This window comes from Actinomadura chokoriensis, from assembly GCF_039529475.1.
GTDB classification, from domain to species: Bacteria; Actinomycetota; Actinomycetes; order Streptosporangiales; family Streptosporangiaceae; genus Spirillospora; species Spirillospora bangladeshensis.
The window spans coordinates 329,965-345,188 of record NZ_BAAAMW010000005.1 but is presented as its reverse complement, the minus strand read 5'-3'; the positions used below and the strand labels follow the sequence as shown (position 1 = coordinate 345,188).

Genomic DNA, 15,224 nt, shown 5'->3' with positions numbered 1-15,224 from the left:
CTCTCAGTACTTCAGCAGGTTCGCGTCGTCGACCGACGAGGACCTGCGGGTCCGGAAGATGGTCATGATGATCGCCAGGCCCACCACGACCTCCGCGGCGGCCACGACCATCACGAAGAACGCGATGATCTGACCGTCCAGGTTGCCGTGCATGCGGGAGAACGAGACGAACGCCAGGTTCGTCGCGTTCAGCATGAGCTCGATGCACATGAACACCACGATCGCGTTGCGGCGCACGAGGACGCCGAGCGCTCCGATGGTGAACAGGATCGCCGAGAGCGCCAGGTAGTGCCCCGGACTCATTGACCAGCCTCGCCTTCACTCGCGCCGCCGCCGGTGGCCGCCGTCCCCGACTTCACCGAGCGCGACTCGGCGTCGGCCTCCGCGGCCTCATCGGTGGCCGCCTTGACCGCGGCCACGTCCCGCTCCATCGCGTCCTCCTGGGTGCCGCCGTACAGGTCGGCGTGCCGCTCGGCGGTGTCGGTGCGGGCCGCGATGACCGGGTTGACCGACAGCTCGGACGGCGTGCCGTCCGGCAGCAGCGCCGGCATGTCGACGGCGTTGTGCCGGGCGTAGGTGCCGGGACCGGGAAGCGGGCCCGGGTGGTCGCCGGTGAGGAACCGGCCCTTGGACAGGTCCTTCTGCGTCGGCTTCGGCTCGGTGCGCTCCCGGTGCGCCAGCACCATCGCGCCCAGCGCCGCGGTGATCAGCAGGGCGCTGGTCGCCTCGAACGCGAACACGTACTTGGAGAACAGCAGCCGGGCCAGGCCGACCACGTTGCCCTCGGCGTTGGCCTGCGTCAGGCCCGCCGAGTCGCCGAGCGCCGCGTTGCCGAGGCCCGCGGTCAGCAGGGCGATGAACCCGATCGCGGCGATCACGCCCCAGAAGCGCTGCCCCCGGATCGTCTCCACCAGCGAGTCGGTCGAACTGACTCCGACGAGCATCAGCACGAACAGGAACAGCATCAGCACCGCGCCGGTGTAGACGATCACCTGGACGAAGGCCAGGAACGGCGCGTTCTGGATCGCGTACAGCGCGGCGAGGCTGAGCATCACGGTCGCCAGCAGCAGCGCCGAGTGCACCGCCTTCCGCACGAAGATCATGCCGAGCGCGGCGCACACCGACACCACGGCGAGCAGCCAGAAGAAGAACGGCTCACCGGACTGCTTGTCGGCGACCTGCTGTGCGAGCGGGGCCGCGAGGACAGCCGTGCTCATTCGCCCTCACCGCCCTTGCGGCGCTTCTCCGCCTTCACCGCGCCGTCGGCGCTCGCCCGGCCGCCGTCCTCGGACGGGATGTGCGGGGCGTCGTCGGACTGGAGGCCGAGGCGGTAGTAGTCCTCCTCGGTGTCGCCGAGCCGCATCTCGTGCGGCGGCGCCTCCATGCCCTCGCGCAGCGGCGCGAGCAGCATCTCCTTGGTGTAGATCAGGCTCTCGCGGCTGTCGTCGGCGAGCTCGTACTCGTTCGTCATCGTGAGCGCCCGGGTGGGGCACGCCTCGATGCACAGCCCGCAGAGGATGCAGCGCAGATAGTTGATCTGGTAGGTGCGGCCGTACCGCTCGCCGGGCGAGTACCGCTCGTCCTCGGTGTTGTCGGCGCCCTCCACGAAGATGGCGTCCGCCGGGCAGGCCCACGCGCACAGCTCGCAGCCGATGCACTTCTCCAGGCCGTCCGGCCACCGGTTGAGCTGGTGCCGCCCGTGGAAGCGCGGGGCGGTCGGCTTCTTCACCTCCGGGTACTGGACGGTCTCGCTCTTCATGAACATCTGGTGGAACGAGACCCCGAACCCCTTGACCGGGTTCAGGAAATCAGTGAGTCCCACTGGTGACCTCCTCGGAGGTGGTTTCCATCGTGGCGGGCCGGACCGGCTCCCGGACGCGGCCGTGGTAGTGGGGCGCGTCCATCGGCGGCACCGGGAACCCGCCCGCGGCCGGGTCGGGCCGCGGGCCCGCCGCCGCGCCGGGGACGATCTCCTTGTCGTCCTCGCCGCCCCGGACCATCTCCCAGATCACCGTCGCCACCAGCACCACCGCGGCCACCACCGCGGTGACGATGACGATCTGCTGCATGTCGTAGCCCTCGTTGCGGAAGGCGCGGATGGCCGCGACCAGCAGGATCCAGCCGAGCGAGACCGGGATCAGCACCTTCCAGCCGAGCCTCATCAGCTGGTCGTAGCGGACCCGCGGCAGGGTGCCGCGCAGCCAGATGAAGAAGAAGATGAACAGGAAGATCTTGATCAGGAACCACAGCACCGGCCACCAGCCGGAGTTGGCCCCGGCCCAGACCGTGGAGATCGGCGCGGGCGCGCGCCAGCCGCCGAGGAACATCGTGGTGGCGAGCGCCGACAGCGTCGCGAGGTTGATGTACTCGGCGAGGAAGAACATCGCGAACTTCAGCGACGAGTACTCGGTGTGGAAGCCGCCGACGATCTCGCCCTCGCCCTCGGGCAGGTCGAACGGGATGCGGTTCGACTCGCCCATCATCGTGATGACGTACACGATGAAGGACGGCGCGAGCAGCACCACGAACCAGGTGTCGTGCTGCTCGGCGACGATCTCCGAGGTGGACATCGAGCCGGCGAACATGAACACCGCGACGAACGACAGCCCCATCGCGATCTCATAGGAGATCATCTGCGCGGACGAGCGGAGCCCGCCGAGCAGCGAGTAGGGCGACATCGACGACCAGCCGGCCAGCACCACGCCGTAGATGGCCATCGACGACATCGCCAGCACCAGCAGCACCGCGACCGGGAGGTCGGTGCCCTGCAGCGCCGTCTGGTGCCCGAAGATCGACACCGTCGGGCCGAACGGGATGATGATGAACGAGATGAACGCCGGCACCGCCGCCATGACCGGGGCGAGGACGAACACCACCTTGTCCACCTGGCGGGGGACGATGTCCTCCTTCAGCGCCAGCTTCACACCGTCGGCGAGGCCCTGCAGCAGGCCGAAGGGCCCGGCGCGGTTCGGGCCGACGCGCAGCTGCATCCGGCCGATGACGCGCCGCTCGATCCACATCGTCAGCAGCACGGTCACGACGAGGAACACGAAGATGACGAGGACCTTGCCCCCGATCAGCCACCACGGGTCCTTGCCGAAGTCCTGCAGTGCCGGGTCGGCCGCCGGTGCCGCGGCGAGCGGGCTCATTTGCCACCTCCAGCGTGCTGCGCGGTGCTCGCGAGCACCCCGCTAGCGATCTTGACGACGCCGCCGGCGGCCGCGCCCAGATCCCGGTGGAGGGCGCAGCCGGCCGAGTTCGTCGGCAGCCACACCACCCGGTCGGGCAGGTCGGCGGTGATCTCCAGCGGAAGCGTGACCTCGCCGCGCGCCGCCGACACGGTGACCGCGTCGGTGGCGCCGATCTCCGCGGCCGTCGCGGGCGACAGCCGGGCGACCGCGGGCTTGGCGGTGCCCGCGAGGAACGGCTCCCCGTCCTGCAGGCGGCCCCGGTCCAGCAGCAGCCGCCACGTCGCGAGCAGCGCCTCGCCCTGCTCGGGGTGCGGCGGCAGCTCCTGCGCGGTGTTCGGCGCCTCCGGGCGCTCGCCGCGGTAGGCGCCGAGCTCGGCCAGCTCGCGGCGGGCCGCCTCCGGGCCGGGCAGGCCGAGGTGGACGTCCATCTCGTCGGCCAGCGCGGCCAGGACCCGCAGGTCCGGCATGGTCCCGGCCGATTTCAGCACGGTGTCGAACGGGCGGCCGCGGCCCTCCCAGTCGACGAACGTGCCGGACTTCTCCGCGACCGCCGCGACCGGGAACACCACGTCCGCGCGGTCGGTGACCGCGGACGGGCGCTGCTCCAGGCTCACCACGAACGGGGTGGCGTCGAGGGCCCGCAGCATCGCGCCGGGGTCGGGCAGGTCGTCGGGGTCGACGCCGCCGACGAGCAGCGCGCCCCGGCGGCCCTCCGCCGCCGCCGCGATGATGCCGGCGGTGTCCTCGCCGGGCAGCGCGGGCAGGTCCGCGACGCCCCAGGCGCGGGCGACCTCGGCGCGGGCGGCGGGGTCGGTGACCGGGCGGCCGATCGGCAGCAGCCCGGGCAGCGCCCCGGCCTCGATCGCGCCGCGTTCCCCGGCCCGGCGCGGCACCCACGCCAGCTTGGCGCCGGTGACCTGCGCGAGCCGGACCGCCGCGGTCAGCGCGCCCGGGCTGGTGGCGAGCCGCTCACCGGCCAGGATGACGGCGCCGGGCGTCTCCAGCAGCGTCCGGACGTCGGCGCGGGACGCGTCCCCGATGAGGGAGCCGAGCGTCTCGGCCTCCGCACCGGGCGCGGTCGGCAGCAGCGTGCCGCCGACCTTCGTCAGCCCGCGGGTCGCGAACGGGGCGGCGGCGTACACCTTCAGCCGGTTCTTGCGGTACGCCTTGCGCAGCCGCAGGAACACGATCGGCGACTCCTCCTCCGGCTCGAAGCCGGCGAGGACGACGACGGGCGCCTTCTCCAGGTCGGCGTAGGACACCTCGATGGAGCGTCCCGCGACCGACGAGGCGAGGAACCGCGACTCCTCGTCCGACAGCGGCCGGGCCCGGAAGTCGACGTCGTTGGTGCCGAGCGCGATCCGGGCGAACTTGGCGTAGGCGTAGGCGTCCTCAAGGGTGACGCGGCCGCCGGTGAGCACGCCGGCCGAGCCGCGCGCCCCCGCGAGGCCGCGCGCCGCGATGGTGAGCGCCTCGGGCCACGACGCCGGCTCCAGCTCCCCGTCCTCGTTGCGGACGAGCGGGGTGGTGAGCCGCTCGGGCTGCGTGGCGTAGGTGAACGCCCAGCGGCCCTTGTCGCAGTTCCACTCCTCGTTCACCTGCGGCTCGTCGCCGGCCAGCCGGCGGGTGACCTTGCCGCGCCGGTGGTCGGTGCGCAGCCCGCAGCCGGACGCGCAGTGCTCGCAGACGCTCGGCTGCGACACGAGGTCGAACGGCCGGGACCGGAACCGGTAGGCGGTCCCGGTGAGCGCTCCCACCGGGCAGATCTGCACGGTGTTGCCGGAGAAGTAGGAGTGGAACGGCTGGTCCTCGGCGGTGCCGACCTCCTCCTTCGCGCCCCGGTTCAGCAGGTCGATGAACGGGTCGCCGGCGATCTGCTCGGAGAACCGGGTGCAGCGGGTGCACTGGATGCAGCGCTCGCGGTCGAGCAGCACCTGGCTGGACAGCGGCAGCGGCTTCGGCCACGTCCGCTTGGTCCCGGTGAACCGCGTCTCGCCGCGCCCGTTGGACATCGCCTGGTTCTGCAGCGGGCACTCGCCGCCCTTGTCGCAGACCGGGCAGTCCAGCGGGTGGTTGATGAGCAGGAACTCCATGATGCCGTGCTGGGCCTTGTCGGCCACCGGCGAGGTGAGCTGGGTCTTGACGACCATGCCCGGCATCACCGCGGTCGTGCAGGACGCCTGCGGCTTCGGCATGCCGCGGCCGTTGCCGGCGTCCGGGATCTCCACCAGGCACTGCCGGCACGCGCCGATCGGGTCGAGCAGCGGGTGCTCGCAGAACCGGGGGATCTGGATGCCGAGCAGCTCGGCGGCCCGGATGATCAGCGTGCCCTTCGGCACCTCGATCTCGAAGCCGTCGATGGTGCAGGAGACCATCTCCACGGGCTTCTCCACCGCCGACTTGTCGTCGGTGACGGTCACTTGGCACCTCCCCAGAGGGTGGACTTGGCCGGGTCGAACGGGCAGCCGCCCTGCTCGAAGTGCTGGAGGTACTCGTCCCGGAACAGCTTGATGGACGACACGACCGGGCTGGTGGCGCCGTCGCCGAGGGCGCAGAACGCGCGGCCGAGGATGTTGTCGGAGATGTCGAGCAGGGTCTCCAGGTCCTCCTCGGTGCCCTCGCCGGCCTCCAGCCGCTTGAACATCTGCTTGTACCAGTAGGTGCCCTCGCGGCACGGCGTGCACTTGCCGCACGACTCGTGCGCGTAGAACTCCGACCAGCGCTGGACGGCCCGCACGACGCAGGTCGTCTCGTCGAAGATCTGCAGCGCCCGGGTGCCGAGCATGGACCCGGCGGCGCCGACGGACTCGAAGTCCAGCGGGACGTCCAGGTGCTCGTCGGTGAAGATCGGTGTGGACGACCCGCCGGGCGTCCAGAACTTCAGCCGGTGCCCCTCGCGGATGCCGCCCGCCATGTCGAGCAGTTCCCGCAGCGTGATGCCGAGCGGCGCCTCGTACTGGCCGGGCCGCGTGACGTGCCCGGACAGCGAGAAGATCCCGAAGCCCTGCGACTTCTCGGTGCCCATCGAGGCGAACCACTCGGGCCCGTTCCCGACGATCGAGGGAACCGAGGCGATCGACTCGACGTTGTTGATGACAGTCGGGCCGCCGTACAGGCCCGCGACGGCCGGGAAGGGGGGCTTCAGCCTGGGTTGGCCGCGGAACCCCTCCAGGGAGTCCAGCAGCGCCGTCTCCTCGCCGCAGATGTAGGCGCCGGCGCCGCAGTGCACGACCACGTCCAGGTCGTAGCCGGAGCCGAGGATGTCCTTGCCGATGTAGCCGGCCTCGTACGCCTCGGCGACCGCCTGCTGCAGGCGGCGGATCACGTGCAGGACCTCGCCGCGCACGTAGATGAACGCCTGGTTCGACTTGATGGCGTAGGAGCTGATGATGACGCCCTCGACGAGGACGTGCGGGTTCGCCATCAGCAGCGGGATGTCCTTGCACGTGCCCGGCTCGGACTCGTCGGCGTTGACGACGAGGTAGCGCGGGTTCGGGCTGGACGGCGGCAGGAAGCCCCACTTCATGCCGGTGGGGAATCCGGCGCCGCCGCGTCCGCGGAGGCCGGAGTCCTTGACGGCCTGCACGATCGCGTCCGGCTCCATCGACAGCGCCTTGCGCAGCGCCTTGTAGCCGCCGGTGCGCTCGTAGCCCGCGCGGGTGAAGGAGTCGGCCTGGTCCCAGTTCCCGGTGAGGACGGGGGTCAGCGTGGTCACTTGTTCCGCCCTTCCTGGCTGCCGGGCTTGGCCTCGCCGGGGACCGGCTTGCCCGGCTCGTGCGGCGGCTCGGCGATCTGCTCCGGCTTGACCGGCTCGTCCGGCCGCTCCCGGCCGACGTCGGTGGACGGCGCCGCCCACCCGCGCTCGTGCGCGAGCTTCAGGCCGACCAGCGACTCCGGCCCGGCCTGGACGCCCTCGCCGGCGAGCCCGTCGGGGAACCCGGCGAGCACGCGGGACGCCTCCTTCCAGGTGGCCAGGCGGTTCGGCCCGCGGGAGGGGAGCACGTCCTTGCCGAGGCGCAGGTCGTCGACGAGCTGCTTGGCCTTCTCGGGAGTCATGTTGTCGAAGAACTCCCAGTTGACCATCACCACGGGGGCGAAGTCGCAGGCCGCGTTGCACTCGACCCGCTCCAGGCTGACCTTGCCGTCCGGCATGGTCTCGTCGTGGCCGACCCCGCAGTGCGCGCTCAGCTCGTCCCAGATCTGGTCGCCGCCCATGATCGCGCACAGCGTGTTGGTGCAGACGCCGACGTGGTACTCGCCGACCGGCTCGCGCTTGTACTGCGTGTAGAACGTGACGACGCCCATGACCTGCGCGGGCGTGATGCCGAGCAGCTCGGCGCAGAACTCCACGCCGTCCTGGGTGACGTGCCCCTCGACCGACTGCACCAGGTGCAGCATCGGCAGGAGCGCCGACCGCGGCCGCGGGTACCGGCCGATGATCTCCTTGGCGTCCCGCTCCAGCCGCTCTCGTACGTCGGGTTCGTATGTCATCGGTCCACTCCCCCCATGACCGGATCGATGCTGGCCACGGCGGCGATGATGTCGGCGACCATGCCGCCCTCGCTCATCGCCGGGGTGGCCTGCAGGTTGACGAAGGACGGCTCGCGGAAGTGCACCCGGTACGGGCGGGTCCCGCCGTCGCTGACCACGTGGGCGCCGAGTTCGCCGCGCGGCGACTCGATCGGCACGTACGCCTGCCCCGCCGGCACCCGGAAGCCCTCCGTCACCAGCTTGAAGTGGTGGATCAGCGCCTCCATCGAGGTGCCCATGATGTGCGCGATGTGGCGGGGCGAGTTGCCCATGCCGTCCGCGCCGATGGCGAGCTGCGCCGGCCAGCCGATCTTCTTGTCCTCGATCATGACCGGGCCCTTGACCGTCTGCAGCCGGTTCAGGCACTGCTCGACGATCTTGAGCGACTCCTCCATCTCGTCCATCCGGACGAGGTAGCGGCCGTACACGTCGCAGGTGTCCTGCGTGTGGACCTCGAAGTCGTAGGTCTCGTAGCCGCAGTAGGGCTGCGACTTGCGCAGGTCCCACGGCAGGCCGGTCGAGCGGAGCACCGGGCCGGTGATGCCGAGCGCCATGCAGCCGGTCAGGTCCAGGTACGCGATGTTCTGCGTGCGGGCCTTGAAGACCGGGTTGTCGTCCATCAGCTTGCGCAGCGCCTGGATCCGCTTCGGCATGCGGTCCAGGTAGTCGCGGATCTTGCTGGTGGCGCCGCTCGGCAGGTCCTGCGCGACCCCGCCCGGGCGGACGTAGGCGTGGTTCATCCGCAGGCCGGTGATCTCCTCGAACAGGTCGAGGGTGTACTCGCGCTCGATGAACCCGTTCAGCATCACGGTCGTCGCGCCGAGCTCCAGCCCGAACGTGGCGATCGCGACCAGGTGCGAGGAGATCCGGTTCAGCTCCATCATCATCACGCGGATGATCTGGGCGCGCTCCGGGATCTTGTCCTCGATGCCGAGCAGCCGCTCCACGCTCAGGCAGTACGCCGTCTCGTTGAACAGCGGGGCCAGGTAGTCCATCCGGGTGCAGAACGTGGTGCCCTGCGTCCAGGTGCGGAACTCCATGTTCTTCTCGATGCCGGTGTGCAGGTACCCGATGGCCACCCGGGCCTCGTTCACCGTCTCACCGTCGAGCGTCAGGATCAGCCGGAGCACGCCGTGCGTGGACGGGTGCTGCGGGCCCATGTTGATGACGAGCCGCTCGTCGCCGAGGTCCTCGGCGGCGGAGACGACCTTGTCCCAGTCCTGCCCGTTGACGTCGAAGACCTTGCCCTCGGCCGCCTCTTCGGCGGCGTACGCGTCGTACTCGGTGTACTTCGTCGAACTCATACGTACGACCGCCTTTCGTCCGGCGGCGGAATCTCCGCTCCTCGGTACTCGACGGGGATGCCGCCGAGCGGGTAGTCCTTGCGCTGCGGGTGCCCCACCCAGTCGTCGGGCATCTCGATGCGGGTCAGCGCGGGGTGGCCGTCGAAGACGATCCCGAAGAAGTCGTACGTCTCGCGCTCGTGCCAGTCGGCCGTCGGGTAGACGGGGACCAGCGACGGGACGTGCGGGTCGGCGTCGGGGCAGCCCGCCTCCAGCCGGACCCGCCGGTTGTGCGTGATCGACAGCAGGTGGACGACGGCGTGCAGCTCGGCGCCCTCGTCCTTCGGGTAGTGGACGCCGGACACGCCCGAGCACAGCTCGAAGCGCAGCGACGGCTCGTCCCGCATGGTCTTGGCGACCTCGCGCAGGTGCTCGCGCCTGACGTGGAACGTCAGCTCGCCGCGGTGCACGACGACGCGCTCGATGGCGTCCCCGAAGTCGGGGTAAGCCCTTTCCAGCTCGTCGGCGATCTCGTCGAACTCGCCGGGCTCGGCGGCGCCGCCGGGCCCGCCGTACGGGCGCGGCGCCGACACCTTCGGGCTCTGCCGGACGACGAGCCCGCCGTACCCGGAGGTGTCGCCGGTCGTCTTCGCGCCGAACATGCCCTTGCGGACGACCGGCTGCTCGCGGCGCTCCTCCTCGGCGTGCGCGGGCAGCTGGTCGGCGGCCTGCTCGGCCTGCTGCTCGGGGTGCTCAGAACTCACGTCACGCCCCCTGTCCGAGCAGCGGCAGCTGGCGGCGCTTGGCCTCTTCCAGCTCGGCGATCTGCTTCTGCCGCTGCGGCCCGAGCTTGGTGTTCTGGATCTTGTCGTGCAGCTTCAGGATCGCGTCCAGCAGCATCTCCGGCCGCGGCGGGCAGCCGGGCAGGTAGATGTCCACCGGGACGATGTGGTCCACGCCCTGCACGATCGCGTAGTTGTTGAACATGCCGCCGGACGAGGCGCACACGCCCATCGCGATGACCCACTTGGGCTCGGTCATCTGGTCGTAGATCTGCCGCAGCACCGGCGCCATCTTCTGGCTCACCCGGCCCGCGACGATCATCAGGTCGGCCTGCCGCGGCGTCGCCGAGGCGCGCTCCATCCCCCACCGGGAGAAGTCGTGCCGGGGGTCGCCCGCCGCCATCATCTCGATCGCGCAGCAGGCGAGGCCGAACGTCGCCGGCCACACCGAGCTCTTGCGCGCCCAACCCGCGACCTGCTCGACCGTGGTCAGCAGGAATCCGCTGGGGAGTTTCTCCTCTAGGCCCATGTCAGTCCCACTCCAGACCGCCGCGCCGCCAGATGTAGGCGTATGCGACGAGCACGGTGACGATGAAAAGAACCATCTCGACAAGGCCGAAGAGCCCCATCCGGTCGAAAGCGACCGCCCAGGGATAAAGGAAGATGATCTCAATGTCGAAGACGATGAAGAGCATCGCCGTCAGGTAGTACTTGATCGGGAAACGACCGCCGCCGACGGGCTGGGGCGTCGGCTCGATGCCGCACTCGTAGGCGTCCAGCCGGGCGCGGTTCCAGCGCTTCGGGCCGGTGAACGCGGCCATCAGCACCGAGCCGGCGGCGAAGGCGAAGGCGAGGACCCCAAGCACGATGATCGGAATATAGAGATCCATGTCTCTACGACCTCTCCTCGGGACGTACGACGTTGTACGGGACGGGCCGGCCGCGACCCGCCACCCTAACCAAGGTGATCAATAGCGCTCCCCTCAGGGGGTCGGGTAATGCACTGTAGTCCGCTCACCTGCGGAAGCTTGAATTCGATCAGCCGTGTCATCCGCTCGCTCATGCCGACGGCGCCACCTTCTGCATGGCGTTGATGACGCGGTCCATCGCGTCCCCGCCCTTGGGGTCGGTCAGGTTGGCCAGGAGCTTGAGCGTGAAGCGCATCAGCGTCGGGTGCGGGAGGCCGTGCGCCGTGAGGAACTTCATGACGCGCGGGTCGCCGATCGCCTGCACGAAGACGCGGGCGAGGGTGAAGTAGCCGCCGTGCTCGTCCTTCAGGATGCGGGGGTACTCGTACAGCGTCCGCTCGCGCTGCGCCGGGGTGCGGCGGGCGAGCGCCTGCACCATGATGTCGGCGGCCAGCCGGCCGGACTCCAGCGCGTAGTCGATGCCCTCGCCGTTGAACGGGTTGATCATGCCGCCGGCGTCGCCGACGAGCAGCATGCCGCGGGTGTAGTGCGGCTGCCGGTTGAAGCCCATCGGCAGCGCCGCGCCGCGGATCTTGGAGGTGGCGTGCTCCTCGTCGAACTGCCAGTCCTCGGGCATCTGCGCGCACCAGCGCTTCAGCATGCCGCGGTAGTCGACGTTCTGGAACGCCTTGCTGGTGTTGAGGAGGCCGAGCCCGACGTTGGACGTCCCGTCGCCGACGCCGAACACCCAGCCGTAGCCGGGCAGGAGGCGCTCGCCGTCCCACAGTTCGAGCCACGCCTCCATGTAGTCGTCGTCGTGGCGCGGCGTCTGGAAGTAGCGGCGGACGGCGACGCCCATCGGGCGGTCCTCGCGGCGCCGCAGGCCCATGGCGAGCGACAGCCGGGTCGAGTTGCCGTCGGCGGCGACGACGAGCGGGGCGCGGAACTCCAGTTCCTCACCGTCGAGGACGGCGGTGACGCCGATGATGCGGTCGGTGCGCTCGTCCAGGATGGGGCCGGTCACGTTGCAGCCCTGGAGCAGCCGCGCGCCGGCCTTCGCCGCGTGCTCGGCGAGGAGCTGGTCGAGGTCGGTGCGCTTGCGGACGAGCCCGAAGTCGGGGAACGACGCGAGCTCGGGCCAGGGCAGCTCGACCTTGACGCCGCCGCCGTAGATGCGCAGCCCCTTGTTGCGCCCCCAGCCCGGGTCGTTGATGTCGACGCCCATGCCGATGAGCGCGCGGACGGCGCGCGGGGTGAGCCCGTCGCCGCAGATCTTGTCCCGCGGGAAGGTGGCCTTCTCCAGCAGGAACACGTCCAGACCCGCCTGGGCGAGCCAGTAGGCGGTCGACGATCCGGCGGGGCCTGCCCCGACGACGATCACGTCCGCGTGTCGGGTGGAGTCGGTCACGGCGTTCCTCTTCAGCTCGTTCGCTTGTGAAGCACTTCACAAGGATCCGACAGGGGAGTCTATTCCTTTATCACGACTGGTGGGTACTTCTGGGTCGGTCTGAGTTTGGACCGGTCCGACGCCCACCGGCCGCGGCGGTCAGCCCGGGTTGACGGCGTGGTGCAGCGCGGCCACCCCGAAGGTGAGGTCGCGCCACCGCACCGCGTCCCAGCCGGCGTCCTGGACGAGCCGCGCCAGCGCCGCCTGGTCGGGCCAGGCGAGCGTCGACTCGGCGAGGTAGCGGTAGGAGTCGGGATTGGAGCTGACCCGCGCCAGCAGCGGCAGCCCGTACTTCAGGTGCGCCTTGTGGCCGAGCGCGAGCAGCGCGTTCGGCGGATGGCTCACCTCGCAGACCAGCAGCCGCCCGCCGGGCTTGGCGACCCGCCGCAGCTCGCGCAGCGCCTTGCCGGTGTCGGCGACGTTGCGCAGCCCGAAGGAGATCGTGACGGCGTCGAACGAGCCGTCCGCGAACGGGAGCGACAGCGCGTCCCCCGCCACGAAGCTCAGCCGCCGCACGTCCGCCTGCCGGCGCACCCCGACCCGCAGCATCCCGAGCGAGAAATCGCACGCCACCGTGTCGGCGCCCGCCTCCGCGAACGGCACCGAGGACGTCCCCGTCCCGGCCGCGAGGTCGAGGATCCGCTCACCGGGCCGCGCCCCGAGCGCCCGCACGACCTCCCGCCGCCACCTGCGGTCCTGCCCGCCGGTCATCAGCGTGTTCAGCAGGTCGTACCGCTCCGCGGTGCCGTCGAACATCGCCGCGACGTCGGCGGGCTGCTTGTCAAGAGAGGCGCGGGTCATGCCCCCACCCTAGAGACTGCCCCGACCACCCCGCGCGCCCACGGTCGCCCCAAGCCGCACCCCGCCGGAACACATAAGATCCAACGGACCCGACCCCCGCCACGTCCCTGGAGAACCATGGAGTTCGACGAGACTCTCCGGCAGAGCATCGAGGCCAACAAGCGCAACGCGCAGGGCTACTTCGGCAAGACGCTGGAGGTGCAGAAGCGGCTGTCCAGCCTGGTCGGCCGGGCGTCCAGCGGCGACGGCCGGGTCAGCGTCGGCTTCACCACCGCGGGCGCGCTCACCGAACTGCGCATCGACCCGCGGGCGATGCGGATGGGAGCCGACGAGCTGACCCGCACGCTGCTGGACCTCGCCGCCGAGGCGCAGGCCGACCTGAAGCGGCAGACCGAGGAGATCGTGTCCGAGGCCTACGGCGACCAGAACCCCGCCGAGATGTTCCGCGACCCCGAGAAGTTCGGCGAGAACCTGCGGGTGATGCGGGACGCGTTCAGCGGCGCGATGGGCGAGTCGGTCACCGCGCTCAACGACCTCAAGCGCCGGATGCGGATGTGAGCGCGGCCGACGACCTCCTGGAGGCTCCCGTCGTCCGGCTGCGGCTCGGCGGCGGCCGGATGATGGAGACGGCGTTCACCCTGGCCGGCGACGACGGGCGGACGCTGGCGGTCGGCGGCGAGCCGTCGCTCGGACTGCTCGGCCAGGCACGCAGGCTCTCGTCCAAGACCTACCGCGACTTCCGCCGCACCGTCGCCCTGTCCGCCGTGGACGGCACCGCGTTGATGACCGTCGACAAGGAGCGCTACGCCCACACCCGGCGCACGCGGGTCCTGGACGACCGGGGGCAGCCCGCCGGACGCATCGACGACGCCTCGCCCATGATGTCCAAGCGGTTTCGGCTGCGCGGCCCGGACGGCGCCGAGATCGGCCTGATCGAGGGCGAGCGCGGTGTCCTCGCCATCACCGCCGACGGCGCGGAGATCGGCGAGATCTCCTACGACGCGCCCGGCTGGACGCTCCGCCGAGCGGCCGTCCCGCGACCGCTCGGCGGCCTGCTGGTCGCCGGGCTGGTGCTGGCGGAGCTGACCCGGGGCAGGTGAGCGCGGGCGCTACCCGACCTCGGGGCTGGGCTCGCTCGTCAGGTCGCCGGTGAAGGTGTAGGAGGGCGAGTCCCCGCCGGAGTCGACCCCGCCCTTGACGCGCCCGCCGCCGACCACCGGCCAGGGCAGCTTCGGCCCGCCGGTGTGGTCCCACTTCATGGCGTGGCCGGTGAGGTTGCGCTCCAGGCGCTGCAGCGACCCGCGCCAGGCCGCATCGAACGCCGGGACCTGCGCCTGGACGAGGTCCAGGGCGGCGCCCGGGTTGCCCGACAGCATCTGGCCCGCGATGTCGGCGACGAGCGTGGTGCCGAGGATCGCCGCGGCGGCGTTCATCAGCGCGTCCACGTTCTCGGTCACCGTGACGAACATCGGGACCAGTTCCATCTCGATGATCAGGCAGATCTCGCCGACGGCGGCCCAGTAGCCGGTGCCCATCGTGCTGGCCGCGACGATGCCGACGTAGACGACCTGCGCGACCAGGATGATGGAGATCACCAGCATGATCACGATGAGGATGTAGAGCGTGACGGCGGCGAACAGCAAGACGTAGTGGGTGACGTCCGCCATGACGGCGGACAGGCCCACCTGCGTCTTGAAGTCCTTCATCGTCTCTTCGTAGGCCTTGCGGTCCTCACCGTCCCAGTCATGATCGGGGATGTCCTTGACGATCCGGTCGATGTCCTTCTCGAGATCGTGGAGTTTCTTCGCCGTGTCGGCCCACGTCTCGGAGCCCTTCCAGTACGCGCCCGGGTCGCACTGGCACAGGTACATCATCGAGACCAGTTCCCAGGCCGCGGGAAGGACCATCGCGCAGCCCATGCTGGTGTAGAGGGCGGTCTGCGCCGTCCCCAGGCCGTCTTCGAACATGGCGCCTTTCTCAGACGGTCTTGATGGTGCTCTTCTCGCCCGCCTGCCGCCACGTCGCGGCAACGGTGGTCAGGCCGTACTCGATCTCGCCGAGCCGGTCGTTCTTGCTCTTCATGTCCTGGATGAAGAACGCGCTCGACTCGGTGTAGGCGATCGCCAGGGCGACCGTCACCGCGGTGAACGAGGTCTGCGCCAGGTCCAGCGACCCTATTTCCTTCGCGATGGCCGTGAACTTGGGCCCCAGTTCCGCCGCCACCTTCTTCGCGTACGCGTTGATGGCCTCGTGGTCGTTCTGTACCTGGCCGTTGCCGCCGC

17 protein-coding genes are annotated in these 15,224 nt (G+C 70.5%); 2 read left to right on the top strand and 15 right to left on the bottom strand.

Going from position 1 to position 15,224, the window contains the following annotated elements:
* Positions 1–3: 3 nt before the first annotated feature.
* From nuoK to ABFX46_RS14605, 13 genes are all read right to left on the bottom strand, one after another.
* A complete protein-coding gene (nuoK, locus tag ABFX46_RS14665; protein WP_089324562.1) occupies positions 4–303 on the bottom strand; it encodes an NADH-quinone oxidoreductase subunit NuoK in 300 nt (99 codons plus the stop codon).
* Entirely contained in the window at positions 300–1,217 is a 918-nt protein-coding gene (locus tag ABFX46_RS14660) for an NADH-quinone oxidoreductase subunit J (protein WP_346042550.1), read from the bottom strand. Before ABFX46_RS14660 ends, nuoK begins: the two co-directional genes overlap by 4 nt.
* Positions 1,214–1,822, bottom strand: coding sequence for an NADH-quinone oxidoreductase subunit NuoI (gene nuoI / locus ABFX46_RS14655; protein WP_346042549.1), 609 nt, complete (start codon positions 1,820–1,822; stop codon positions 1,214–1,216). The genes ABFX46_RS14660 and nuoI overlap by 4 nt, the downstream gene beginning before the upstream one ends.
* A complete protein-coding gene (gene nuoH / locus ABFX46_RS14650; RefSeq protein ID WP_346042547.1) occupies positions 1,809–3,149 on the bottom strand; it encodes an NADH-quinone oxidoreductase subunit NuoH in 1,341 nt (446 codons plus the stop codon). The genes nuoI and nuoH overlap by 14 nt, the downstream gene beginning before the upstream one ends.
* The gene (locus ABFX46_RS14645; protein WP_346042544.1) at positions 3,146–5,611 is read right to left on the bottom strand and encodes an NADH-quinone oxidoreductase subunit G; all 2,466 of its coding nucleotides are present in this window, start codon (positions 5,609–5,611) and stop codon (positions 3,146–3,148) included. The genes nuoH and ABFX46_RS14645 overlap by 4 nt, the downstream gene beginning before the upstream one ends.
* Positions 5,608–6,906, bottom strand: a complete 1,299-nt coding sequence (gene nuoF / locus ABFX46_RS14640; protein ID WP_346042542.1) for an NADH-quinone oxidoreductase subunit NuoF — start codon at positions 6,904–6,906, stop codon at positions 5,608–5,610. Before nuoF ends, ABFX46_RS14645 begins: the two co-directional genes overlap by 4 nt.
* Positions 6,903–7,682 (bottom strand): NADH-quinone oxidoreductase subunit NuoE, encoded by a 780-nt coding sequence (gene nuoE / locus ABFX46_RS14635; protein WP_346042540.1) that lies wholly within the window; start codon positions 7,680–7,682, stop codon positions 6,903–6,905. Before nuoE ends, nuoF begins: the two co-directional genes overlap by 4 nt.
* Entirely contained in the window at positions 7,679–9,025 is a 1,347-nt protein-coding gene (locus tag ABFX46_RS14630; RefSeq protein ID WP_346042539.1) for an NADH-quinone oxidoreductase subunit D, read from the bottom strand. The genes nuoE and ABFX46_RS14630 overlap by 4 nt, the downstream gene beginning before the upstream one ends.
* Positions 9,022–9,768 carry an NADH-quinone oxidoreductase subunit C gene (locus ABFX46_RS14625; protein WP_346042537.1) on the bottom strand — a complete coding sequence of 249 codons (747 nt, stop codon included), beginning with the start codon at positions 9,766–9,768 and terminating at the stop codon, positions 9,022–9,024. Before ABFX46_RS14625 ends, ABFX46_RS14630 begins: the two co-directional genes overlap by 4 nt.
* A gap of 1 nt (position 9,769) precedes the next feature.
* On the bottom strand, positions 9,770–10,315 hold the full coding sequence (locus tag ABFX46_RS14620; protein WP_131942535.1) for a NuoB/complex I 20 kDa subunit family protein: 546 nt from the start codon (positions 10,313–10,315) through the stop codon (positions 9,770–9,772).
* Between the two features lies 1 nt (position 10,316).
* On the bottom strand, positions 10,317–10,676 hold the full coding sequence (locus tag ABFX46_RS14615) for an NADH-quinone oxidoreductase subunit A (RefSeq protein WP_138636821.1): 360 nt from the start codon (positions 10,674–10,676) through the stop codon (positions 10,317–10,319).
* 169 nt (positions 10,677–10,845) lie between these two features.
* Complete coding sequence (locus ABFX46_RS14610; RefSeq protein WP_346042535.1) at positions 10,846–12,102, bottom strand: geranylgeranyl reductase family protein; 1,257 nt, start codon at positions 12,100–12,102, stop codon at positions 10,846–10,848.
* Positions 12,103–12,240: 138 nt separating this feature from the next.
* Positions 12,241–12,942 carry a demethylmenaquinone methyltransferase gene (locus ABFX46_RS14605; protein ID WP_346042533.1) on the bottom strand — a complete coding sequence of 234 codons (702 nt, stop codon included), beginning with the start codon at positions 12,940–12,942 and terminating at the stop codon, positions 12,241–12,243.
* Between the two features lie 117 nt (positions 12,943–13,059).
* On the opposite strand from ABFX46_RS14605, the gene ABFX46_RS14600 reads away from it, so the two are divergent.
* Together ABFX46_RS14600 and ABFX46_RS14595 are read left to right on the top strand one after the other, a co-directional pair.
* The gene (locus ABFX46_RS14600) at positions 13,060–13,500 is read left to right on the top strand and encodes a YbaB/EbfC family nucleoid-associated protein (protein ID WP_346042531.1); all 441 of its coding nucleotides are present in this window, start codon (positions 13,060–13,062) and stop codon (positions 13,498–13,500) included.
* Complete coding sequence (locus ABFX46_RS14595; protein WP_346042530.1) at positions 13,497–14,042, top strand: hypothetical protein; 546 nt, start codon at positions 13,497–13,499, stop codon at positions 14,040–14,042. The genes ABFX46_RS14600 and ABFX46_RS14595 overlap by 4 nt, the downstream gene beginning before the upstream one ends.
* A 9-nt stretch (positions 14,043–14,051) precedes the next feature.
* On the opposite strand, the gene ABFX46_RS14590 is transcribed toward ABFX46_RS14595, so the two are convergent.
* Both ABFX46_RS14590 and ABFX46_RS14585 read right to left on the bottom strand, forming a co-directional pair.
* On the bottom strand, positions 14,052–14,909 hold the full coding sequence (locus ABFX46_RS14590; protein ID WP_346042529.1) for a hypothetical protein: 858 nt from the start codon (positions 14,907–14,909) through the stop codon (positions 14,052–14,054).
* Between the two features lie 10 nt (positions 14,910–14,919).
* Positions 14,920–15,165, bottom strand: coding sequence for a hypothetical protein (locus tag ABFX46_RS14585; protein ID WP_346042527.1), 246 nt, complete (start codon positions 15,163–15,165; stop codon positions 14,920–14,922).
* Positions 15,166–15,224 lie beyond the last annotated feature (59 nt).

Excerpts from the sequence above, each read along its gene's own strand:
- ABFX46_RS14620 (WP_131942535.1), bottom strand. The coding sequence starts at position 10,315 with ATGGGCCTAGAGGAGAAACTCCCCAGCGGATTCCTGCTGACCACGGTC.
- nuoK (WP_089324562.1), bottom strand. The coding sequence starts at position 303 with ATGAGTCCGGGGCACTACCTGGCGCTCTCGGCGATCCTGTTCACCATC.
- ABFX46_RS14590 (WP_346042529.1), bottom strand. The coding sequence starts at position 14,909 with ATGTTCGAAGACGGCCTGGGGACGGCGCAGACCGCCCTCTACACCAGC.
- ABFX46_RS14630 (WP_346042539.1), bottom strand. The coding sequence starts at position 9,025 with ATGAGTTCGACGAAGTACACCGAGTACGACGCGTACGCCGCCGAAGAG.
- ABFX46_RS14615 (WP_138636821.1), bottom strand. The coding sequence starts at position 10,676 with ATGGATCTCTATATTCCGATCATCGTGCTTGGGGTCCTCGCCTTCGCC.
- ABFX46_RS14660 (WP_346042550.1), bottom strand. The coding sequence starts at position 1,217 with ATGAGCACGGCTGTCCTCGCGGCCCCGCTCGCACAGCAGGTCGCCGAC.
- ABFX46_RS14605 (WP_346042533.1), bottom strand. The coding sequence starts at position 12,942 with ATGACCCGCGCCTCTCTTGACAAGCAGCCCGCCGACGTCGCGGCGATG.
- ABFX46_RS14600 (WP_346042531.1), top strand. The coding sequence starts at position 13,060 with ATGGAGTTCGACGAGACTCTCCGGCAGAGCATCGAGGCCAACAAGCGC.
- nuoE (WP_346042540.1), bottom strand. The coding sequence starts at position 7,682 with ATGACATACGAACCCGACGTACGAGAGCGGCTGGAGCGGGACGCCAAG.
- nuoH (WP_346042547.1), bottom strand. The coding sequence starts at position 3,149 with ATGAGCCCGCTCGCCGCGGCACCGGCGGCCGACCCGGCACTGCAGGAC.